The 20,239-nt window shown below is 59.5% G+C and carries 23 protein-coding genes; 13 read left to right on the forward strand and 10 right to left on the reverse strand.

Annotation, left to right across the window (positions count from 1 at the left end; all coding sequences use genetic code 11):
• Positions 1-141: 141 nt before the first annotated feature.
• Entirely contained in the window at positions 142-417 is a 276-nt protein-coding gene (locus EJ067_RS26990; RefSeq protein ID WP_126088210.1) for a hypothetical protein, read from the forward strand.
• A gap of 191 nt (positions 418-608) precedes the next feature.
• Here EJ067_RS26990 and EJ067_RS26995 read toward each other — a convergent pair whose 3' ends face one another.
• Positions 609-1,127, reverse strand: a complete 519-nt coding sequence (locus EJ067_RS26995) for a DNA starvation/stationary phase protection protein (protein ID WP_245468062.1) — start codon at positions 1,125-1,127, stop codon at positions 609-611.
• A gap of 227 nt (positions 1,128-1,354) precedes the next feature.
• On the opposite strand from EJ067_RS26995, the gene EJ067_RS27000 reads away from it, so the two are divergent.
• The 8 genes from EJ067_RS27000 (at position 1,355) to EJ067_RS27035 (ending at position 9,455) form a co-directional block, all read left to right on the forward strand.
• Positions 1,355-2,116: a HAMP domain-containing sensor histidine kinase gene (locus EJ067_RS27000; protein WP_126088212.1), complete on the forward strand. Its 762-nt coding sequence runs from the start codon at positions 1,355-1,357 to the stop codon at positions 2,114-2,116.
• Positions 2,117-2,315: 199 nt separating this feature from the next.
• The gene (locus tag EJ067_RS27005; RefSeq protein WP_245468063.1) at positions 2,316-3,197 is read left to right on the forward strand and encodes an ATP-binding protein; all 882 of its coding nucleotides are present in this window, start codon (positions 2,316-2,318) and stop codon (positions 3,195-3,197) included.
• A 1-nt stretch (position 3,198) separates the two neighbouring features.
• Entirely contained in the window at positions 3,199-3,837 is a 639-nt protein-coding gene (locus EJ067_RS27010) for a response regulator transcription factor (RefSeq protein WP_126089761.1), read from the forward strand.
• An 80-nt stretch (positions 3,838-3,917) separates the two neighbouring features.
• Complete coding sequence (locus EJ067_RS27015) at positions 3,918-4,307, forward strand: response regulator (protein ID WP_348639496.1); 390 nt, start codon at positions 3,918-3,920, stop codon at positions 4,305-4,307.
• Positions 4,308-4,652: 345 nt separating this feature from the next.
• The gene (locus EJ067_RS27020; protein ID WP_126088214.1) at positions 4,653-5,495 is read left to right on the forward strand and encodes an alpha/beta hydrolase; all 843 of its coding nucleotides are present in this window, start codon (positions 4,653-4,655) and stop codon (positions 5,493-5,495) included.
• A gap of 99 nt (positions 5,496-5,594) precedes the next feature.
• On the forward strand, positions 5,595-6,647 hold the full coding sequence (locus tag EJ067_RS27025) for a cupin domain-containing protein (protein WP_126088215.1): 1,053 nt from the start codon (positions 5,595-5,597) through the stop codon (positions 6,645-6,647).
• A gap of 81 nt (positions 6,648-6,728) precedes the next feature.
• Complete coding sequence (locus EJ067_RS27030) at positions 6,729-7,853, forward strand: HlyD family secretion protein (RefSeq protein ID WP_126088216.1); 1,125 nt, start codon at positions 6,729-6,731, stop codon at positions 7,851-7,853.
• Positions 7,854-7,865: 12 nt separating this feature from the next.
• Entirely contained in the window at positions 7,866-9,455 is a 1,590-nt protein-coding gene (locus EJ067_RS27035; RefSeq protein ID WP_126088217.1) for a DHA2 family efflux MFS transporter permease subunit, read from the forward strand.
• A 1,029-nt stretch (positions 9,456-10,484) separates the two neighbouring features.
• Here EJ067_RS27035 and aroQ read toward each other — a convergent pair.
• Genes aroQ through EJ067_RS27085 form a run of 9 tightly spaced genes read right to left on the reverse strand, consistent with a single transcriptional unit; the run spans position 10,485 to position 16,807 of the window.
• Positions 10,485-10,934 (reverse strand): type II 3-dehydroquinate dehydratase, encoded by a 450-nt coding sequence (aroQ, locus tag EJ067_RS27045; protein WP_126088218.1) that lies wholly within the window; start codon positions 10,932-10,934, stop codon positions 10,485-10,487.
• A 33-nt stretch (positions 10,935-10,967) separates the two neighbouring features.
• The gene (locus EJ067_RS27050) at positions 10,968-11,336 is read right to left on the reverse strand and encodes a 5-carboxymethyl-2-hydroxymuconate Delta-isomerase (RefSeq protein WP_126088219.1); all 369 of its coding nucleotides are present in this window, start codon (positions 11,334-11,336) and stop codon (positions 10,968-10,970) included.
• 14 nt (positions 11,337-11,350) lie between these two features.
• On the reverse strand, positions 11,351-12,211 hold the full coding sequence (locus EJ067_RS27055) for a shikimate dehydrogenase (protein WP_189510123.1): 861 nt from the start codon (positions 12,209-12,211) through the stop codon (positions 11,351-11,353).
• 18 nt (positions 12,212-12,229) lie between these two features.
• Entirely contained in the window at positions 12,230-13,000 is a 771-nt protein-coding gene (locus EJ067_RS27060; RefSeq protein WP_126088221.1) for an amino acid ABC transporter ATP-binding protein, read from the reverse strand.
• 8 nt (positions 13,001-13,008) lie between these two features.
• Positions 13,009-13,833 carry a transporter substrate-binding domain-containing protein gene (locus tag EJ067_RS27065; protein ID WP_126088222.1) on the reverse strand — a complete coding sequence of 275 codons (825 nt, stop codon included), beginning with the start codon at positions 13,831-13,833 and terminating at the stop codon, positions 13,009-13,011.
• A gap of 40 nt (positions 13,834-13,873) precedes the next feature.
• Positions 13,874-14,524: an amino acid ABC transporter permease gene (locus EJ067_RS27070; RefSeq protein ID WP_126088223.1), complete on the reverse strand. Its 651-nt coding sequence runs from the start codon at positions 14,522-14,524 to the stop codon at positions 13,874-13,876.
• 9 nt (positions 14,525-14,533) lie between these two features.
• A complete protein-coding gene (locus EJ067_RS27075; protein ID WP_126088224.1) occupies positions 14,534-15,202 on the reverse strand; it encodes an amino acid ABC transporter permease in 669 nt (222 codons plus the stop codon).
• A gap of 46 nt (positions 15,203-15,248) precedes the next feature.
• Complete coding sequence (locus EJ067_RS27080; protein ID WP_126088225.1) at positions 15,249-16,070, reverse strand: sugar phosphate isomerase/epimerase; 822 nt, start codon at positions 16,068-16,070, stop codon at positions 15,249-15,251.
• Positions 16,070-16,807 (reverse strand): GntR family transcriptional regulator, encoded by a 738-nt coding sequence (locus EJ067_RS27085; RefSeq protein WP_126088226.1) that lies wholly within the window; start codon positions 16,805-16,807, stop codon positions 16,070-16,072. Before EJ067_RS27085 ends, EJ067_RS27080 begins: the two co-directional genes overlap by 1 nt.
• A gap of 252 nt (positions 16,808-17,059) precedes the next feature.
• Between EJ067_RS27085 and EJ067_RS27090 the strand changes: the two genes are divergently transcribed.
• The 4 genes from EJ067_RS27090 to EJ067_RS27105 are packed head-to-tail and all read left to right on the forward strand — an operon-like array spanning position 17,060 to position 20,233.
• Positions 17,060-17,953, forward strand: coding sequence for an intradiol ring-cleavage dioxygenase (locus EJ067_RS27090; protein WP_126088227.1), 894 nt, complete (start codon positions 17,060-17,062; stop codon positions 17,951-17,953).
• Between the two features lie 24 nt (positions 17,954-17,977).
• Positions 17,978-18,760 (forward strand): fumarylacetoacetate hydrolase family protein, encoded by a 783-nt coding sequence (locus EJ067_RS27095; protein WP_126088228.1) that lies wholly within the window; start codon positions 17,978-17,980, stop codon positions 18,758-18,760.
• Between the two features lie 8 nt (positions 18,761-18,768).
• A complete protein-coding gene (gene hpaI, locus EJ067_RS27100; RefSeq protein WP_126088229.1) occupies positions 18,769-19,560 on the forward strand; it encodes a 4-hydroxy-2-oxoheptanedioate aldolase in 792 nt (263 codons plus the stop codon).
• On the forward strand, positions 19,547-20,233 hold the full coding sequence (locus EJ067_RS27105; protein ID WP_126088230.1) for a transporter substrate-binding domain-containing protein: 687 nt from the start codon (positions 19,547-19,549) through the stop codon (positions 20,231-20,233). The genes hpaI and EJ067_RS27105 overlap by 14 nt, the downstream gene beginning before the upstream one ends.
• Positions 20,234-20,239 lie beyond the last annotated feature (6 nt).

Genomic DNA, 20,239 nt, shown 5'->3' on the forward strand with positions numbered 1-20,239 from the left:
ATAACGAAGGTTCAATAGTCATCCAGACAGACAAAAACCGGTGCTTACAGGAAATACGTTGGCCTGATCGATGTATATTTTATAGATGTGCCAACGTGGTTGTCGTTGGGCATATCGCTTAACTCAGAAGGAACATGTCCAATGAAAATCAAAGCTGCCTGTCTCGGCGTAACGATTGCTCTTTCCATTTTTGGTGGTCAGGCGTCGGCCGGTGCACTGGATGAGCCGGACACCATGGAGCCATTCTTCACCGATTCCAGCATGAAAACGATGAAGCCCATGCAGGAATTCAAGGCCGTCTTCTTTGCCATGCCGGCTGAAAAGCAGGCGCAAATGAAGGGTGAATGCGCACGTCAAGTTCAGCAGCCGTACACGGACTTCTGCGCGAATGTAAACACGCTCGGAGGTCACAACTAAGACGGCGTTTGAGCCACCGGAACAAAGGTGCGGCGGAGAAAATCGGCAAAATCGCTGCAGCGAACAAATGCAACGAGATGGGCATTCCATCTCGTTGCTAACTGTCGACGACGACGACTGTTTCGATGATCCTTGGGTGTCGCTGGCGGCTGAAGGGCGGGTTACGTCCCGCTTGCGGGAAGGTGTCGCGCTTATGGCGCGGTCCGCGTCGTCTCGTAAAGAAACCAGCTTCGGCGTTCGGTCTCGTCGATCCAGACTTCTAGGAGGCTCGTCGAGGCTACGTCGTTATAGGTTTCGCATACGGCATGCGCTGCCCGGAGGAACCCAGTCAGCCTGCGGTTGTCGTCGGCAAGCTCTGCCAGCATGTCCTGCGGCGTCACATAGTCGGCGTCGTTGTCGAGCAGCCGCTGGATGCGGGCAATGTGTCCGATCGACCGCAATGTCGTGCCGCCGACCTTGCGGGCGCGCTCGGCCAGGGCGTCAGTCGTTGCGAAGATCTGATCGCTCTGCTCGTCAAGCATGACGTGATAGTCGCGAAAATGTGGCCCAGACAGGTGCCAATGGAAATTCTTGGTCTTGAGGTAGAGGGCAAAAGTATCTGCGAGCACGCCAGTCAGTGACCGGGCGATGTCTGTCGTAGCCTGTGCCCCGAGATCGGTGGGCGAATGCAATGCGGCGGGGTTGCGGGTTTGGAGCAGAGTGTTCTGCACGGGTCTCTCCTTACATTGTGCACAGGGCCGGCGCCGCCGGCTTCTGTATCGACGTGACGCAGCAAACAATACTAGCCACCAGCAGCCATAGATATCGGTACAGAGTTTATTTGGTTCATACATGAGGATGACAGTCTCGGTCGTCACCAACCCAAGGTATGATTTTCGGGGCATTCGTCCCGACATAGCGTGTCTAGCCAAAAGCAGGACATGTGCGGAGAGATGGTATGTCTAAGGCAGATGCAGACGATGCAACAGCGCTGGCCAACATATCGCTTCTCGCAATGTCCAGGATCATGGCGGTTGCAGGCCATGACCTCAAGCAACCGCTCCACGTGGCCATGCTGTCGATGGCGCGTGCAGTCGAGGAAGGCGTGCCGGAAGCTGCCGCCTATCGGCTGCGCGTCGCACTCGACGCGATGATGCGTCTGAACAGCGAACTCAGCGACATAGCCCGGCTGTCGCAGATGGACGGCGCTCTCCAGCCAAACCACCGGGTGGTGCGGGTGGCTGATATTCTGTCACGAGCCGATCAAGACTGGTGTTTTTACGCGGAGGCGTGCGGGATCGATCTGCAGGTGTGCTCGTCCGATCTCCTCGTGGAAACCGATCCGGAAATGCTGCACAGCATAATACGGAACTTTGTCGGCAACGCCTTGAAATACTGCGGGCCGGGTGGCCATGTCCGCGTAGACTGCCGGCTTCAGCACGATCGGCTCAACATCGATGTGGAGGACGACGGCTGTGGCATTTCGGCTTCTCGGTTTGAAAGCATCTTCAACGCGTTTGACCGGGGCGACCAAGCCGGCCGAACCGAAGGTCTCGGCCTCGGCCTGACGATCGTGCGTCAGACCGCAGACCTGCTGCGTCACCAAGTAACTGTGCGTTCGGTCGAGAATAAGGGCTCGATCTTTTCGATCGAGCTGCCCCGTCACCTTCCGGACACCTGCGAACCCGAACGATCTGAGGTAGGCAGAATCCATGTGTAATCCTCACTGGATATTTCGTCTGGTTTCCGGCAACGCCATTGACTTGGGGGGCACGAGTACATGGCGTTTTTCTTGCGCTCCAGCTCATTGTGTGGCTCCGACAAATCAGCGCTCCAGCGGCGCCTGCCTATGCGCTACCGACAGGGCTTTCGCAGGCGCCTTCGCGCGCGGCGATGCGTTCTACGAGAGCGAGACGGAAATGGTTGGCGGCGATGGTGAGGTCATACCTGTTTTTTTCGCCATAACCTTTCCAGCCTCGGCGGACGATGGCGACAATGTTCTCATATACGTGGGGGACATCACCGAGCGCAGACACGCGCAGGATGCGATCCAGCAGGCGCAGGCGGAACTCGCACATGCCGCCCGGGTAGCCACACTTGGCGAATTAACCGCATCGATCGCGCATGAGGTCAGCCAGCCGCTGATGGCAATCGTTACGAACGGCGAGGCTGGGATGCGGTGGCTGCGGCGCGATCCGCCCAATCTCGAGGAAGTCGAAACGGCGCTCGGACGCGCGGTCGCGGAGGGACGCAGGGCAAGCGATATCGTCAAGCGCATCAGGGCCTTCTTGAAGAAGGCACCGTCGCACCGTGGCGATCTCGTCCTGTCGGTGCTGGTCGAGGACGCCACTGCGCTCGTCCAGCGTGAGCTCGCGAGATCCAATGTTCAGCTGCACGTCGATATTCAGGCCGGCATTCCGAATGTGCGGGGCGACCGCATTCAACTGCAGCAGGTCCTGGTAAATCTCATGATCAACGCCGCGCACGCCATGTCCGCGCAGACTGGACCACGGCTGCTTTTCATCGGTGTTGTGCAGAACTCCCCGAAGAGCATCGAGATTACAGTACGGGATACCGGGCCAGGCATTTCGGAGGAGCATCTGCAACGGCTCTTCGAACCATTCTTTTCGACCAAGCAAGATGGGATGGGCATGGGTCTTGCGATATGCAGGACGACCGTGGAGGCCCATGGCGGACGGCTGGCGATCGAAAGCCAGCCCGGCGTGGGCGCGACCTTTCGAGTGACGCTTCCGATGACTGAAGGAAGCGCGGCAGATGACCAGTACGATCGGGGCGATTAGGATGAAAGCTGGTTCGACCCCCGCAGAACTTCCGCCGTTCGTGACCATCGTCGACGACGACCCGGGCGTGCGCGACGCGCTCGACAGCCTGTTCCGCTCCGTGGGAATGACGACCCGTGCGTTCGGCAGCGCGGCGGAAATGCTTCAGGCCGATCTGCCACAATCGTCAGGCTGCCTGATCCTGGATGTTCGGCTGCCCGGACTGAGTGGACTGGACTTCCAGGTGCAACTCGCCAGCCATGGCATCGATCTCCCCGTCGTGTTCATGACTGGACACGGTGACATTCCCATGACCGTGCGCGCCATGAAGGCGGGAGCGGTCGACTTTTTGTCGAAGCCGTTCCGCGACCAGGACATGCTCGATGCCGTTACCAGCGCGATCGAGCGCGATCGCCTAAAACGGATTGAGCGCGCCGCTGCGGACGGCCTGCGCGCCGACTATGACACGCTGACCCAGCGCGAGCGCGAGGTGATGGGCCATGTCGTGGCCGGGTTGATGAACAAGCAGGTTGCGGGTGTGATCGGCCTGTCGGAGATCACGGTCAAGATCCACCGAGGCAACGTCATGCGCAAGATGGGCGTCAGGACGCTTGCCGATCTCGTTCGCAAGGCCGAGGCGTTGGGCAGCTCCGGGCGTTGACGGGCCGCAAACCTCCGTATGATTTCCTTTCGGCTCAATCTCCCCCATTTAGAGGTGGAGCCCCGCTTTGGAGACCTGCCGTGAGCAGACCGGCACCTTTCACCATGTCCAAGATACCCGCGATTGCGATCGTCGATGACGATGAGGGAGTCCGAAGCGCTCTCACCAGTCTGTTCAGCGCCCTGGGCTACGAAGTCCGCAGCTATGCCTCCGCGCTGGAATTCCTCGGCGACGACGCGGTCGGCGATCCTGGCTGCATGATAACCGACATCCAGATGCCCGGCATGACCGGCGACGAACTCCAAGCGGAACTGATCGCCCGAGGCCGGGCGTTTCCGATGATCTTCATGACCGCCTTCCCGACCGAGGCGACGCGCGCCCGTGTAATGGCTGCCGGCGCTCTCGCCTATCTGGACAAGCCGGCCGAGGGCGATGCAATCGCGCGCTTCACCGAACGTGCCTTCTCATAATTCGTCTCGGACCAGACGGCGTGAGCCGCCGCTCAGGCAGGCCTTGGGCGAGCAGGATCCCGCAAGGGAGGTCGCATTCGCGGCCTGAGACATACGCCCGGGCTGCTGTTTCAAACCTTGGTATTAGCCGCCGAACCAAGTGTACGATTTTCCCGAGCCGCCCCTCTCCTTAGCTTCCCTCCATAAACAAGCACACCCGCTGGAGGCAGCTATGAACGCAGGCATGCTCGGTTTCGGCTGAACCGTCGCGAACTGGTCGCGGGACCAGGTGGATGACAATCGCGGCACTGCTTCCGGCCGTCGCATCGGCACAAATGACACCTCGGCTTTCGAAAGGAATTCGACATGGGCAGCGGTTACATCGCCACTAAGGACGGCACTCAGATTTTCTACAAGGATTGGGGTGACAAGGGCGCCCAGCCCATCGTGTTCCATCACGGCTGGCCGCTCAGCTCCGACGACTGGGATGCGCAGATGCTGTTCTTCCTTGCGAACGGTTATCGCGTCGTCGCGCACGATCGTCGCGGCCACGGCCGATCCACTCAGGTCGATACCGGAAACGACATGGACCACTACGCCGCCGATGCCTCGGCGGTCGCCGAGCATCTCGACCTCAGGAACGCTGTCCATATCGGCCATTCAACCGGCGGCGGCGAGGTGGCGCGCTATGTCGCCAAATTCGGCGAACCGCAGGGACGTGTCGCCAAAGCGGTGCTCGTCAGCTCCGTTCCTCCGCTCATGCTCAAGACCAAGGAGAACCCCAGCGGTACGCCGATCGAGGTCTTCGACGGCTTTCGCAAGGCGCTCGCAGCCAACCGTGCGCAGTTCTATTTCGACGTGGCGTCAGGTCCCTTCTACGGCTTCAATCGGCCGGGCGCCAAGGTTTGCCAGGGCATCATCGACAACTGGTGGCGTCAGGGCATGATCGGTGGTGCGCTGGCGCATTACGAAGGTATCAAGGCCTTCTCCGAAACCGACCAGACAGACGACTTGAAGGCGATCACCGTGCCGACCCTCATCCTGCAGGGCGACGATGACCAGGTCGTGCCGTACAAGGACGCCGCGCTGCTCCAAGCCAAGCTGATCAAGCACAGCACGTTCAAAATCTATCCCGGCTACCCGCACGGAATGTTGACCACCCATGCCGACGTGATCAACGCGGACCTGCTCGCCTTCATCAGAATCTGAATCGAGGGCGGGACGGATGCAATCATCCAAGCGTCCGTCCCGCGACAACTCGTTGCGCCGCTTTCGTTACACAGCAACAAGGCGATCGGGGAACCAACTATGAGTACCGCCAAGCAGAAATCCCAACATGTCGCATCTCTCGCGCGCCAGACGCCGCGTTTCGAAAGTCCCGAGGGCTCTGTCAGCCACGTGGATTCCAGCGATCTGCCGGTGCTGCGCCAGCTTTCGATCCGACGTCTGCTTCTTGGCGTGCATGGCGTGCGCGAGCCCCATTGGCATGCCAATGCCCATGAACTCGGATACTGCCTGCACGGCGAGGCGCTGGTCACAATCGCCGGCAGTCATGCGCAGCGCGACAGCTTCATCGTCGCCGCCGGCGAGATGTTCTTCATCCCCTCCGGCGCCATGCACAGCATCGAGAACATCGGCGAGCACGCCGTGGAATTCATTTTGGCCTTTTCACATGAAAAACCCGAGGACTTTGGGATGAAAGCCGCCTTCGGTGTGATGTCAGATGCCGTGCTCGGCAATACCTACGATCTGCCTTCTGCCGCCTTTTCCAGCTTCGACCGGTCTGCGAGAGCTAGCGAAATCCTCAGCATTCCCCGTCAGGCAAGTGTCGACGACCAGGACCGCCACGTAAACGCCTACAAATACAGCATTGAGGCGACGCCGCCTCAGATCGATTTTCCCGCCGGCACTGCACGCACCGCCAAGGCTGCCCTCTGGCCGGTCCTGCGCGACATCGCGATGTATTCGGTGACCATCAGCCAAGAGGGAATGCGCGAGCCCCACTGGCATCCGGAAACGGCCGAGTTAGGCTACATCGCATCGGGCACGGCTCGCATGACCGTCCTCGATCCCGACGGAAGCACCGACACCTATATCATCAGGCCTGGCGATACCTATTTCATCCCGCGCGCCTATCCCCATCACATCGAGAATGTCGGGGAGGGGACGGTTCATCTCCTCATCTTCTTCGACCAGGTTTCGCCTGGCGACGTCGGCTACAGGTCGCTGATCAACATGTTTCCCCGGAGCCAGATCGCCGCGGATTTCGGAATGGAGAGATATGACTTGCCGGACTTTCCCTTCACCGAGATCGACCCGTTGCTGGTGCCCCGCTGCAATCCAATAGATCCGGTGCCTTGAAATTTTAGCGCGCCCGCAGGCGAGCTTGGAGACGCCGTGGAGAACAGGAACCATCGGGCAAGAAACCCTGCGGAGAGATCAATGAATGTCGTCGTTCATCCCGCAAGCTTGAAAGCGGATGCTTCGAGCCCCGTCACTTTGCCGTCGGAAAAGCCGAGCATGTCGCTCGTGCGTCGCGTGTTGTTCGGCGTCGCCGTGGTCGCGGCGCTCGGCGTTGGGGCAGGGCTCGGCTGGGAATACTGGACCGTCTGGAGCTTCGAGGAAAAGACAGACGACGCCTATGTTCAGGCCGACATCGTGGCCATCGCGCCACAGGTTGCAGGATATCTTGCGAGCGTCGCTGTGTCCGACAACCAGCATGTCAAGGCTGGCGATATCCTGGCAACGATTGATCCTCGCGACTATCAGGCAGCCGTCGACAAGGCCAAGGCCGACGTTGCTGCAGCCGAGGCCTCCATCGAGAGCATCGAGGCGCAACTCGGGGAACAGCAGGCCCTGATCGAGGAGGCGAATGCCACGCTCAACGCCGACCAGGCGACCGAGACCTATGCTGGGCAAAACAACAAGCGTTTCGGCACGCTCGCTGACACGGGCTACGGCTCGGTGCAGAATGCCGAGCAAGCGGCCTCCCAGATCGCGGCGGCCTCGGCGATGGTCGCCAAGGACAAGGCAGCGCTCGATGCCGCGCGTGCGCAGGTCGGTACGCTCAATGCGCAGCTCGCAGGCGCCAGAGCCACGCAGCAACACAGCAAGGCCGTGCAGGGGCAGGCCGAATTGAACCTTGGTTATACGGTGTTGCGGGCGCCTGCCGACGGGGTGGTCGGAATGCGCGAGCTGAGGGTGGGCCTTTACGTCCAACCTGGAACGCAGCTGCTCGCGGTCGTGCCGCTCGCAAACATCTATATCATCGCCAACTACGAGGAGACGCAGCTTGCCAACGTGAAGCCGGGCCAGCCCGTAAGGATCGACGTCGATACATTCGCGGGCACTCCCGTGCGCGGCACCGTCGACAGCATTGCGCCGGCGAGCGGACAGGAATTCGCGCTTCTGCCACCCGACAACGCGACAGGCAATTTCACCAAGATCGTGCAGCGCATCCCGGTGCGGATAGCGATCGACCGGACCGATCCACTGGCTGGACGCCTCCTGCCCGGCATGTCGGTCACCACTACGATCGATGTTGCCCAGACCCAGCGGGCGAAATAGCCGGAGGACGGTATGGACGGGTCGGACCAGATAGACGTGTTCCAGGCGGTAACGCCGAAAGAACCTGACGCCAGCTTCCGCGAATGGGTATCCGTTTTTGGTTGCATGGTCGGCGCGCTGATAGCCGTCCTCGACATCCAGATTACCAACTCGTCGCTGCCCGAGATCGAAGGTGGCATCGGCACCGGTTCCGACAACGGAACCTGGATATCGACCGCCTATCTGATCGGCGAGATCATCATGATTCCGCTGACCGACTATTTCAGTCGCGTCTTCACCGTTCGCCGCTTCCTGCTGACGAGCGTATGGCTTTTCCTCGCCTTTTCCGTCGCCTGCGCCTTCGCGACGAACCTGCCGCAGATGATCGTGCTGCGCGGCATGCAGGGGTTCTGGGGCGGCGTGATGATCCCCATGGCGTTCGCGCGCGTCCTGACGACGTTGCCGAAGCGCCAGCAGCCGGTCGGCCTTGCCGCGTTTGCGCTGACGGCGACATTCGGACCATCGATCGGGCCGACCATCGGCGGCTACCTGACTGAGAACTACGGCTGGCAGTACATCTTCTTCATCAACCTTGTTCCGGGCACCTTGATGCTGGCGCTGCTCTATCCGACGCTTGAGAAGCAAAAGATGAATCTCGGCCTGCTGAAGCACGGCGACTGGTGGGGTATAGCCTTCATGAGCGTCGGCCTCGCCTGCCTGCAGACCGTCCTCGACGAAGGCAACCAGGACGGCTGGTTCGGCTCCCCATTCATCGTCAGGCTGTCGATCATCGCCGCGGTGGCGCTTGCGATCTTCGTCGCAATTGAGCTGAAAGGCCGTAATCCCGCAGTCCAGCTGAGGCTTCTCGCGCACCGCAATTTCGCACTTGGCACGCTTGCCAATATCGGGCTTGGTATTGCGCTGTTTGGTTCGGTCTATGTGCTCCCCGCCTATTTGCAACAGGTGCAGGGCTATAACGCCGAGCAGGTTGGCTTCGTGCTCGCCTGGGCAGGCCTGCCGCAGCTTCTGATCATCCCTTTCGTTCCTCGGCTGCAGAAGCATTTCGACGCGCGCGCCATTGTCTGCACCGGGCTGGTGATCTTCGCCGTCAGTTGCATCATGAACGCCCATCTCAGCGCGGACAGCGGTGCGGATCAGTTCATGTCGTCCAACATAGTTCGCTCGCTTGGCCAGGCGATCGTGCTTGCCCCGCTAGCGGGTATTGCTGTGATCGGCATCCCGAAGGAGATGTCAGGCGCGGCGTCGGGCGTCTTCAACATGATGCGGAGTTTGGGCGGTGCGATCGGCACGGCGGCGCTCGCTACAGTCGTCACCAAACGCGAACAATATCATTCAAACATCATCGGTCAGTCCGTCACGGCTTATGACGCTACCGTTGAGCAATTGCTCGCGGAAGCACAACATAGGTTCCTGCAGCAAGGAACGGGCGATCCTGCCCTTGCCCGTCATCAGGCCGAGGCTCTGCTGGGCAGCCTGGTCGAGAAGCAATCCCTTGTCATGGCCTTTTCGGACACATTTTTCGTGCTGGGGTGCACTTTGCTCGCAGCGGCGGTAGCGGTGGTCTTCACACGCACCCGCGAAAAAACAGTCGGCTCAACCTGATAATCGTGCAACTCCGAGTATTCCAGCCGCGTGAAGCAGGTGGGGCGGATACGGCCTTGTCGACAGCTTCGCCAATTGGGCGTCTTCATGCAGCTTACGCACAGCATTTGCGGCATGCCTTTGGCGCGCCAGTGGCGACCGACTAGCTTAGCTCATGCGCCGCCATCTCGTTAGGCAATCGCGACTGCGTCCGCAGCGCAATGAACACGTCGCAAGCAAGGGGCTCTTCGTTTGGACGATTCCAAGCCGGCAGAGGTACCTCATTTCTGCGCTTGCACCAGTGCTGGACGTGACGCCGCAATGTCACCCTGCAATATCGAAATGCCAGCGGTGTTCTCAAAAGACATGGGCGGCTCCTGCGGTGATTATCGCGGCAGCCCAGGCATCGGCTTGGTCCACGCCGGAGAGCCCCAGCGCATTTGCCGTCCATCCCCAACGGCAAGAGCGATCCCCGCAGGAGCGCATCGCATTCCCCTCCCATGCGAGTCTCCGTCCGACGGATGCGATCGGCCGATGCCTGAGCTACCCCTATAGCGGGGTGCGGCCTTGCCTTGAAACCGGACAAGCTAGCCGGAGAAGAGCGTCTTCGATGCAGTTGATCTCGCGTCAAATCTCCTCACCCAGGAGCCGTTGGCTCTCGCGCTTACATCGGCGGCGCTGGCTGCCAGGTTCCGCATGAGTCAGCTTAGCCGGAACCGCATCGTTTCAATCCTCAGAATTACCGAACGCCCCTCTCAAGTGAAGCAGACCGATGCTCGCGACAGCCTGAATCCGCTCCTGCGTTCTGGACGTGAGCCGGGTTGGGCGTAGCCACGATGATTCCATCAGGTCGGTCTGCGGCAATCATGTCCGCGAAGCCTGGAAACCACTTCACGCCGGCTTCCTTGGCAATGGTCTCGCCAACCGGCGTGGGAGATCGACCACGGTACTGAGTTGCGCCGAGGACTCGGCAAGAGGTGCTGAATATGGCGCTTACCGATGAGGCCTGCCCCAACGACGGCCAGCTTGACCCGTTGGGTCATGGTCACCTCAGCCCTTGCCCGCCGCCTTGATCATTGTCGCCGCGCGTCGGATGGCAAGCTGGTATCCTTCCGTACCAAGGCCGCAGATCACGCCGTCGGCGCGGTGCGAAACGAACGAATGGTGTCGGAAGCTTTCGCGCTTGTGCACATTGGAGATGTGGATCTCGATCACAGGCCCCTCGAACGTGTTCAGAGCGTCGAGGATGGCGAGTGAGGTATGGGTGAAGGCCGCCGGGTTGATGACGATGCCCGCACCGTCCTCGCGCGCCTCATGGATCCAATCGATGATCTCGTATTCCCGGTTGCTCTGATGAAAGCGGATTTCATGGCCGAGTTCGGCTGCCAGCTTGCGGCAGTCCGCCTCTACGTCTGCGAGCGTTTCATGCCCGTAGATATGCGGCTGGCGTTTGCCAAGCAGGTTGAGGTTTGGTCCATTGAGAACGTAGATCAGGCTCATAGCATGGTGTCCTTCTTGAGCACGCTGTTCTGGTCAGACGAACGCGATTGCTTGAACAGCAAAATCAGGGTCCGACTCGTAGAGATCTGCGCGCAAGCCGAGCCTTCCAGCTTCGAGAGCAGGCGCAGCGATCGTCCGCGCGGCCTCGAGAACGGCAGTGAGAAGCTTCTGCTTGGTCTCTGCAGTACGACCCGGTGCCATCCGCACGATGATCTGGATGAAATGATGATCGACATGCTCATCGCCCACGCAGGAGTATGTCGCCTCCCGCGCAAGCGTGCGCACGGCGGAAGGTTTCACAAGGCCGCCATCGCGAACGCAGCGATGCACGGTCAACGTCAGTCGGTCCATGGCTACATGCTCGCCTGCGCCCCGGCTATAATCGATGATGATATGCGGCATTTGGGATATCCCCATCAAGCCGACAGGCGGCATAGGTCCGTAAAGTGAAGGGACATGCGCTCTGCGTCCGGTGCTATCCCGGTGAACAATTCGAACGCCGCTGCTGCCTGGTAGACGGTCATGCCGCCGCCCCGAAGGGTCCGGCAGCCTTTTCCTTCGGCGAGAGCAAGGAGCTCTGTGACGAGCGGCATATAGACAATGTCGGCCACCCAATGGCGTGGCAGAAGCCATTCCGCATCGATCGGCAAACCAGGATGGCTCTTCATACCCGTCGGCGTCGCGTGGATAAGGCCGTCCGCGGAGCGCAGGGCGGTGCCGACATCCGTCGTGGCACGCGCGCAATCCCACGAGAACCGATCGTTCAACTGCTGAGCCAACGTTTCTGCCCGTTTTGAATCCTGGTCAAAGATCGATAATCTCTCAATACCGAGCTTGATGGCGGCATGCGCCACGGCGACACCGGCGCCGCCGGCACCAAGCAGGACGGCATGCGACTTCGCGACGTTCGGAAGGCCGCGCTGGAAATTCTCGTAGAAACCGTACCAATCCGTGTTGTGGCCGATCCTCTCGCCGTTGCGGAAGACCACGGTGTTGACCGCACCGAGCATCTTTGCATCCTCGGAAAGGCGATTGAGGTGGGCGATCACTGTCTGCTTGCACGGATGTGTAATGTTACTGCCGGCAAAACCGCGCTGCTCTTCCTCGTCCAGCAGGTCCGGCAGCGCGGAGGCGGGAAGGCCTCGCTCGGCGAAGTCGAGAAGCTCGTAACGGTAATCGAGGCCCTGGCGTCGCCCCTCCACTTCGTGAAGGGCCGGGGACTTTGACATTTGGATGTCAGCACCGATCAGCCCCACGAGGAATTTCTTGTCGTGCATTTGCATCGCTTTCGAAAGTCAGTGATGGGCCAGGATTTCACCGAGGAAGGTTTTCGTGCGCTGGTGCTCGGGAGACTTGAAGAAGACTTCCGGTTCGGCCTCTTCGACGATTTCTCCGGAGTCCATGAAGATGACACGGTCAGCGACCTGACGGGCAAACCCCATTTCGTGCGTGACACAGATCATCGTCATGCCGTCGCGGGCGAGCCCGATCATGGTGTCGAGCACCTCTTTCACCATTTCGGGATCGAGGGCAGAGGTCGGTTCGTCGAAGAGCATGACCTTCGGCTCCATGCAGAGCGCGCGGGCGATGGCGACGCGTTGCTGTTGTCCGCCCGATAGCTGCGCGGGATATTTGTCCGCCTGGTCAAGGATTCGAACGCGCTCGAGATATTTTCTAGCCAGTCGCTCTGCGTCAGCGTGGCTTACGCCACGAACACGCATTGGGGCGAGGGTACAGTTCTGAAGTACCGTTATGTGGGGGAAGAGATTGAAGCTCTGGAAGACCATTCCCACTTCGCGACGTACAGCGTCGATCGATTTGGTGCTTCCGTCCAGTACGTGACCCTCGACGACGATCTGGCCTTCCTCGATCGTCTCGAGGGCATTGATGCAGCGGATTAACGTTGATTTCCCGGAGCCTGACGGCCCGCAGAGGACGATCTTTTCGCCTTTGCGGACCGACAAACTGATCGATTTCAAGGCATGGAAAGTGCCGTACCACTTCTGCACATCCTCAAGGGAAATCAGCGTCGATTGATCTTTTGCGGTGAGCACGGAACCCTCCATTTGGGCTTTTACTGCACGGTGAACGGGATGTTCGGAATGGATTCCGGGAACTGCGGCAGATCGATCGCCATCCACTTCTTCGTAATGGCGGCGAGCTCACCATTGGCCTTGATCTTGTCGATGAAGGCGTTGACGGCTTCGTTCCAGTCCTTCTCGCCGAGACGGGTACCGACGCCGTTGTAGGTCGTCAAAAAGTTAATCTTGCGCTCGTACGTGCCGGCACTCGCCGCATCCAGACGCTGACCATAGAACTGGTTGCCGCCAACCGCCTTTACCTGTCCGGAGACCAGGGCCTGGATGGTTGCGGCGTCGTCATCAAAGCGGCGAACCGTTGCGGTGGATCCGACGGCGTTCGTTACTGCCTTGTCCTGCGAACTGGATTTCGGAACGCCGATCTCCCATCCTGCAACGTCCTCAGGCTTCGTAACGGTGTCGGATTTGGCAGCATACAGCGAAATCGTGTTGGCGGCGTAAGGCTTGCTGTACTGAATTGCTTTCGCGCGTTCTTCCGTCATCGCCATCGTTGCGAACAGGATGTCGACCTTGCCGGTGGTAAGCGCCGGAATTCGGTTGGCAACGGCGAGCGGCTGGAATTGAACCTTCACGCCCAATTCCTTGGCAAAAAGGTTGGCGATGTCAGCGTCGAAGCCGTCCTGCGCGCCGCTTGTGTTGACGAATCCCCATGGCGCATTGTCGCCCTGGATGCCGACCACGAGCGTGCCCTTTGCCTTGATTTCCTCTAAAGTTGCCGCAGAGGCGGCCGCAGTGCCAATGGTTGCGAAGGCAATAGTTGCCAGTGCAATTCCAAGAAAAATCCTACGACTGTTATGCATGCTATTCTCCTCCTTACGAGTTTTGCTTCGAGCGAAGCGGTTAGCGGGCAGCTTTCGCCATCCGTTTTTCAAGGCGACTTCCCGCATGGGAGAGCGGCCAGCAAATGATGAAGTAGATTGCGCCGACAATCCCGAAGGCGAGCAGCGGACGATAGGTCTGGTTCGAAATGATCTGGCCGGCGCGGGTCAGTTCAATGAAGCCGACGATTGCTGCCAGCGACGTGCCCTTGGTGAGCTGGACAAGGAAGCCGATCGTGGCGGGCATCGAAATTTTCAGGGCCTGCGGCAGGATGACGTCTTTCATCCGTGAGACATAATGCAGACCGAGGGCGTTGGCGGCTTCCGTCTGGCCCTTCGGCACAGCCTCGATGGAGCCGCGCCAGATCTCGCCCAGGAAGGCGCTGGCATGGAGCGTGAAGGCGACTGCGACCGCGATCCACGCGTTAACGTCGATGCCCAACAGCGCAACGCCGTAATAGACAACGAAGAGCTGCATCAGAAGGGGCGTGCCCTGGAAGACGCCGATATACCCTGCGGTGATCGTGCGAGCGACCTTGTTCTTCGAGGTGCGCAGGAGCGCGATCAGGATTCCGAATATCCCCCCACCGATGAAGCCCACGATCGCAAGCAGCAGGGTCCATTTCAAACCCTGCATCAAAAAGAGAAATTGATCTTCTCCGATGGGACCCATGGCTGCTTCCTATCGCGTCGGGTAGTTGAAGTAGTGGCGAGAAATGAGCGCAAAAAGGCCCATCATCAGGCTTGAGATGGCCAGGTAGATAGCGGTCACCGTGAAATAGACTTCGAAGCTGCGGAAGGTGTCAGACTCAATGCGCTGGGCGGCCGAGGTCAGCTCATAGGCGGCGATCGACGTGCAGACGGACGTTGTCAGTGTCAGCATGATGAACTGGCTTGTGAGCGAGGGATAAATCGCCCGCAGCGCCGGCTTGAGCACGATGAGCCGGAAGACATCCGCCTTGTGAAGACCAAGTGCGAAACCTGCCTCGATCTGGCCGCGCGAAACGCTCTCGATCCCGCCGCGGATGATCTCGATTGCGTAGGCCCCACCATTGATGCCGAGGGCAATGATTGCCGTGACGGTCGGATTGAGGCGGATGCCCATGAGAGGAAGGGCAAAATATATGAAGAAGATCTGCACCAGGAATGGCGTATTGCGCACAACCTCGACGAACACGATCACGGCAGCCCGGGTGATCTCGCTCTTGGAATTCTTTGCAACGACGCCCAGGAGCCCGATGACGAGTGCGAGGAGCATCCCAGCTAACGCAAGGCCAACCGTTCCAAGCGAACCCCATAGCAATTCCGGGGCGCGGTCGAGGACCGCACCGAAATCGAACGTATACCGCATTTAAGACTTCCTCCTCCTGACCGGCCTAGGCCGTGTCGGCGCCGGATCAATGATCCGGTTTCAAAATTCCCAGTGCGCTGGCATGCAGATGCTTTAGATGTGCCTCCGGGTCGACCGACCCGACGAGTGGCACTTCGACCGAGATAGCAGCGCCGTATTCAGTTGCCGCACAGAGGTCCTCCAATGGCAGTTCGCCCTCTCCAGGAGCGAACCTACCGCTTCTCGCCTCGGCGATCATTGCGTCCGATGTTTTGGGCGCAGGACCGCGGGCGTCGCAAAGCTGGATGTGTTTTACCTTCCCTGCATTTGCGCGAAGCTCGTCGATCGAGGCTCCGTTTCGGAAGAAGTGAATCCCGTCAACGAGGGCACCGGCGTTCTCTGCTCGACAGGCATTCAAGACCTCTACGCTGTCCCGAAAGGTCCTTACCGTCCGCCAGCCCATGTTTTCGATGTCGACTGACATGCCATATCGCGCCGCGACGGCGCAAAACTCTGAAAGGTTTGTGGCAAGACGGCCGCCGTCTCGATCATCGCCGCAAACACTCAGCCGGCGCGCCCCTATGTTCGCGGCGGCCGCCACGGTCGCCTCATGGGAGGCCGCAACGAACCTCTCGTCGATCACGAAGAACTCGATATCGAATATCTTGATGCCTTCGCCATCGGCAATTGCCTTGAATTCCTGGGCACTGTGGCTGCCCACCGGCAACTCGTAGAAAGGGGCTCCGGGAAAGGCGGGGTGCAGACGAAGCCCTATCGACGCAAAACCCGCCCGAGCAGCTATCACCGCGAATTCCTTGGGCGGCAGCCCGATCGATGAAAAGTGCGCCACGCCCAGTTCAAGGCGCGGCCCTGGCGTCGCGACGGTCATCACCAGGTCCCCTTTGTCGCAAGGTGATTGCGCAGATTGGTTCCAGTGCGGTGAATATGCTGACGCAACATATCGCACGCATAGTCCAGATCCCGGGCGACGGCTCCCTGAGCGATCTCACTGTGCTCCTGGCTGACGTTGCGGTCACCCGACGTGCGGGTCAGAAACACCCGGCGATAACGGTCGTTGAGATTAAGCAGCAGGCTGCAGAAATGGAGCAGGATCGGCTTCCCGCAGCCGGATATAAGTGTCAGATGGAATTCGCGGTGGAGCTCTTCCCAGCGCTCGAGTGTCTCGGGGCGGGCCGCGTCACGCTCAGTGCGGTTAAGGCGATGCAGCGCGCGCATGACGTTGCCTTCCCACTCCACATCGCCGATCCGCATGGACTCGCGAAGCGCAAAGACTTCGAGTTCTTCGCGCAGGACGGTGATCTCTTCCAGATTGGCCAAGGAGATTGATGAAACGCGGTAGCCGCGATTGTCCTCGAACTCCACCAGACCGTCCGATATCAGCCGCGCCAACCCTTCACGCAGCGGACTGAGGCTTACGTTGAACGTCTTGCGTGCCTTGTCGAGATTGATCTTGCTGCCGGCCTGAAGCTCGCCGGAGATGATCGCCTCACGAAGACGGGATGCAAGCTGGCTCCCAATCGTGTTTTTGCCGTCATCGAGAAAGCCAGAAGACGATGGAGCATCTTCTGCCGGCGGGGCAGATGCGCCGTCATCATGCGGTACCATTGTCCAGGCTCCCGAAATTGATCGTCGATGATGGGTATTATAAACGATTATTCCTGTCAACGTCGGCGTGCCGAAATTTGCAAAAAAGCCAAGCGATAATCTCATTTCTTGCGATAAAAGCTATTTAAATCAAGTAGATAGATGTTTCCATCCCGATCCTTTCGGCATCTTGGTGTGGTGATATTGCGCGGCGGCGGCCTTGACAGATAATCGATTATTTGGATATTCGGGCAAATCGGGAGGTAGCCCCACATGGTGATCAAAACTGAAGGCGATCTGACGCCAGCCGTCCTCGCTGTGATGAATCGCACTGAAGACCCCCGCCTGCGAGAAATCCTCGTGTCGATGGTCATGCATCTTCATGCTTTCGTGCGCGAGGTTCGACTGACTGAGGTCGAGTTTCGGGAGGCGACAGCCATGCTGAACGAGATTGGGCAGCTGCATACTGATCACCACAACGAGTTTGTGCTGATGGCCGGTTCTCTTGGCGTGTCTTCACTTGTCTGCCTGCTGAACAATGGCGACAGAGGACAGACTGAGACCTCCCAGTCGCTGTTGGGCCCATTCTGGCGCCTCAACTCTCCGCGAGTCGAAAATGGCGGGTCGATCATCCGATCCGAGACGCCGGGCACTCCCTTGTTCGTGCATGCCAAGGTCGTTGACCGCGACGGTAAGCCAATTGCCGGCGCCGAAGTGGATGTCTGGCATGCATCTCCCGTCGGTCTTTATGAAAACCAGGACCCGGACCAGGTCGAGATGAACTTGCGCGGCAAATTCACGACCAACGAGCAAGGTCGGTTCTGGTTCAGGACCGTCAAGATGGTCGGGTATCCGATACCGGTCGATGGCGTGGTCGGACGCCTGCTCAAAGCTCAGGGACGCCATCCGTACCGACCAGCGCACCTGCACGCACTGATCTTCAAGCATGGATACAAGACGCTGATTTCCCAGGTCTTCGACCCCAGCGACCCGAACATCGACTCCGATGTTCAGTTCGGTGTCACGGCAGCGCTGACCGGCGACTTCCTTCGTCATGAGGAGCCCCATCCGACCGAAGCGGATATTCCTGGTCCGTGGTTCTCGCTCGACTACACCTATGCCATGGAGCCCGGCGAAGCCGTTTTGCCGCGTCCCCCGATCAAATAAATCACGATTAGCAGAGCAAACGATATGATCACCGAAGAAGAACGCTGGGCCGCGGCAGACGCGCTGCTCAAAGCTGAAATCGAGCGCAAGCCGATCATACAGCCCAGCAAGACCTACCCGAACCTCGAACTCGAGGACGCCTACCGAATTCAGGCTTTGTGGGCGGAGGCGAGGGTAGCCAAGGGCGCACGGATCGTCGGGCATAAGATTGGCCTGACGTCACGCGCAATGCAGATGGCTTCGAAGATGACGGAGCCGGACTACGGCTGCATTCTTGACGATGCGCTTTACAACGACGGAGCGCAGATCAGGGCTGACTTGTTTATCAAGCCGCGCCTCGAGGTCGAGCTGGCCTTTGTCATGGGTGAGGATCTCGTCGGGCCCGGCGCCAGGATCTATGACGTCATGCGTGCGACCGAGTTCGTTCTCCCGGCGCTCGAGATTATCGACTACCGGACCGAAGTCCCTCGAGCGATCACGGACACCATTGCGGACAACGCGGCTTTCGGCGCCCTCGTCGTTGGCGGCCGTATAATTCGCCCGATGGACATCGATATCCGTTGGGTCGGAGCGACTCTTTCCAAGAACGGCGTCATCGAGGAATCGGGCGTGTCAGCGGCGATCATGGGACATCCGGCAGCCGGCATAGCGTGGCTGGTCAACAAACTTCATGCTGTGGGCGGTGGCCTGAAGAAGGGACAAATAGTCCTGGCCGGCTCCTTCACGCGTCCTGTCGATATCGCGAAAGGTGATGTCATCCAGGCCGACTATGGCCCTGTTGGCTCCATCGGCGTGTCGTTCGTGTGAGGTGCCAGTTGGAACATCCCGTCAATCGGTTCAAGCGGAAGCTCCTTGCTGGTCAAAGTCAGATCGGCCTGTGGTGTGGCCTGCCGGGAAACTACGCCGCGGAAATCGTCGCGCCTTCAGGTTTCGATTGGCTCCTGTTCGACACGGAACATTCTCCGGGTGACGTTCTGACCGTCCTGCCACAATTGCAAGCGGTCGCACCATACGACGTTTCCCCAGTCGTCCGTCCGGCCATCAACGACCCCGTTCTCATCAAACGCTTCCTGGATATTGGCGTTCAGACACTGCTCATTCCCTACGTTCAGAACGCGGAAGAGGCGCAAGCCGCAGTCGCGGCCGTGCGATATCCTCCGGTTGGAATTCGCGGTGTTTCTGCCCTGACGCGCGCCACTCGTTTCGGCAGAGTTGCGCACTATGCGCAAAATGCGGAACGAGAAATTTGCCTGTTGCTGCAAGTTGAGACGCGGGAAGCGCTTGGCAACCTCGAGTCGATTGCATCGGCAGAGGGAGTGGATGGCATATTCGTAGGACCGGCAGACCTTGCAGCGAGTTTCGGACACAGGGGCCAACCGAGCCACCCGGAGGTTGTCGATGCAATTGTCGACGCGATTGAACGCCTGAAAGCGTTGGGCAAGCCTGCGGGCATTCTTACCCCGGATGAGAAGTTCGCGGCACGGTGCATCTCACTGGGAACACTATTTACTGCCGTTGGTGTCGATGTCGCTGTCCTGGCGAGGGGATCGGAAGCACTCGCGGCACGATTTGCATCGCAAGGAGCGTGCCGCGATGCCGGAACATGATGAACTCCTCACTGAAATCGCACCGACGGGAGTCATCAGAGCGGCGGTCAACATGTCGAATGCCGCACTTGTCCAACTCGATCCAGTGACAGACGTTCTAGCAGGGCCGAGCGTGCAGATCGCGATCGCACTTGCGGCAGAGCTCGACTGCTGTTTGTCGCTGGTTCGATACGGATCGGCCGCTGACATTCTTGCGGCTGCCGAAGGCAACGAGTGGGACGTTGCATTCATTGCTCCCGATCCGTCACGTGCCGACAGGTTCTCCTTCTCGCCCCCCTATACCACGGTGACCGCCAGCTTTCTGGTGTCAGACAGTAGCCCGCTAGGCAGCGTGGGGCATGTCGACGTCGGAGGGGTGCGCATCGCCGCGGCCAAAACCGCTGCGTATACAAAGCAGCTTGAGCGACAGATTAGAAATGCAATCCTCCTCCACACCGAAAATCCCGCCTCCGCCCTGGACATGCTTATATCCTCCCAGTGCGATGCGGCTGCGGGCTTGACCGAGTCCCTGTCACGTTTCTGCGAAGAGAATCCAGGTTTCCGCGTTGTTGAGGGGACATTCTCGAAAGTGCCTCAGGCGATCGCTGTGCATCGGAGGTGCGTTCACGCTTCAACCTTCCTGTCGGACTTCATCCAGCAGCATTGCAGCGTGGGTAAGCCGAGCACTGGGTAGGACCCG

Origin of the sequence: Mesorhizobium sp. M1D.F.Ca.ET.043.01.1.1 (genome assembly GCF_003952385.1) — a bacterium.
In the GTDB taxonomy this organism is placed as follows: Bacteria; Pseudomonadota; Alphaproteobacteria; order Rhizobiales; family Rhizobiaceae; genus Mesorhizobium.

Bases quoted from the DNA above. Each gene is read 5' to 3' on its own strand.
- EJ067_RS27075 (WP_126088224.1), bottom strand. From the start codon at position 15,202: ATGCGGTATACGTTCGATTTCGGTGCGGTCCTCGACCGCGCCCCGGAA.
- EJ067_RS27105 (WP_126088230.1), top strand. From the start codon at position 19,547: ATGCCGGAACATGATGAACTCCTCACTGAAATCGCACCGACGGGAGTC.
- aroQ (WP_126088218.1), bottom strand. From the start codon at position 10,934: ATGAGCCTGATCTACGTTCTCAATGGACCAAACCTCAACCTGCTTGGC.
- EJ067_RS27070 (WP_126088223.1), bottom strand. From the start codon at position 14,524: ATGGGTCCCATCGGAGAAGATCAATTTCTCTTTTTGATGCAGGGTTTG.
- EJ067_RS27020 (WP_126088214.1), top strand. From the start codon at position 4,653: ATGGGCAGCGGTTACATCGCCACTAAGGACGGCACTCAGATTTTCTAC.
- EJ067_RS27080 (WP_126088225.1), bottom strand. From the start codon at position 16,070: ATGACCGTCGCGACGCCAGGGCCGCGCCTTGAACTGGGCGTGGCGCAC.
- EJ067_RS27030 (WP_126088216.1), top strand. From the start codon at position 6,729: ATGAATGTCGTCGTTCATCCCGCAAGCTTGAAAGCGGATGCTTCGAGC.
- EJ067_RS27010 (WP_126089761.1), top strand. From the start codon at position 3,199: ATGAAAGCTGGTTCGACCCCCGCAGAACTTCCGCCGTTCGTGACCATC.
- EJ067_RS27055 (WP_189510123.1), bottom strand. From the start codon at position 12,211: ATGCACGACAAGAAATTCCTCGTGGGGCTGATCGGTGCTGACATCCAA.
- EJ067_RS27000 (WP_126088212.1), top strand. From the start codon at position 1,355: ATGTCTAAGGCAGATGCAGACGATGCAACAGCGCTGGCCAACATATCG.
- EJ067_RS26990 (WP_126088210.1), top strand. From the start codon at position 142: ATGAAAATCAAAGCTGCCTGTCTCGGCGTAACGATTGCTCTTTCCATT.
- EJ067_RS27090 (WP_126088227.1), top strand. From the start codon at position 17,060: ATGGTGATCAAAACTGAAGGCGATCTGACGCCAGCCGTCCTCGCTGTG.
- EJ067_RS27025 (WP_126088215.1), top strand. From the start codon at position 5,595: ATGAGTACCGCCAAGCAGAAATCCCAACATGTCGCATCTCTCGCGCGC.
- EJ067_RS27095 (WP_126088228.1), top strand. From the start codon at position 17,978: ATGATCACCGAAGAAGAACGCTGGGCCGCGGCAGACGCGCTGCTCAAA.
- EJ067_RS27085 (WP_126088226.1), bottom strand. From the start codon at position 16,807: ATGGTACCGCATGATGACGGCGCATCTGCCCCGCCGGCAGAAGATGCT.
- EJ067_RS27060 (WP_126088221.1), bottom strand. From the start codon at position 13,000: ATGGAGGGTTCCGTGCTCACCGCAAAAGATCAATCGACGCTGATTTCC.
- EJ067_RS27005 (WP_245468063.1), top strand. From the start codon at position 2,316: ATGGTTGGCGGCGATGGTGAGGTCATACCTGTTTTTTTCGCCATAACC.
- EJ067_RS27035 (WP_126088217.1), top strand. From the start codon at position 7,866: ATGGACGGGTCGGACCAGATAGACGTGTTCCAGGCGGTAACGCCGAAA.
- EJ067_RS27050 (WP_126088219.1), bottom strand. From the start codon at position 11,336: ATGCCGCATATCATCATCGATTATAGCCGGGGCGCAGGCGAGCATGTA.
- EJ067_RS27065 (WP_126088222.1), bottom strand. From the start codon at position 13,833: ATGCATAACAGTCGTAGGATTTTTCTTGGAATTGCACTGGCAACTATT.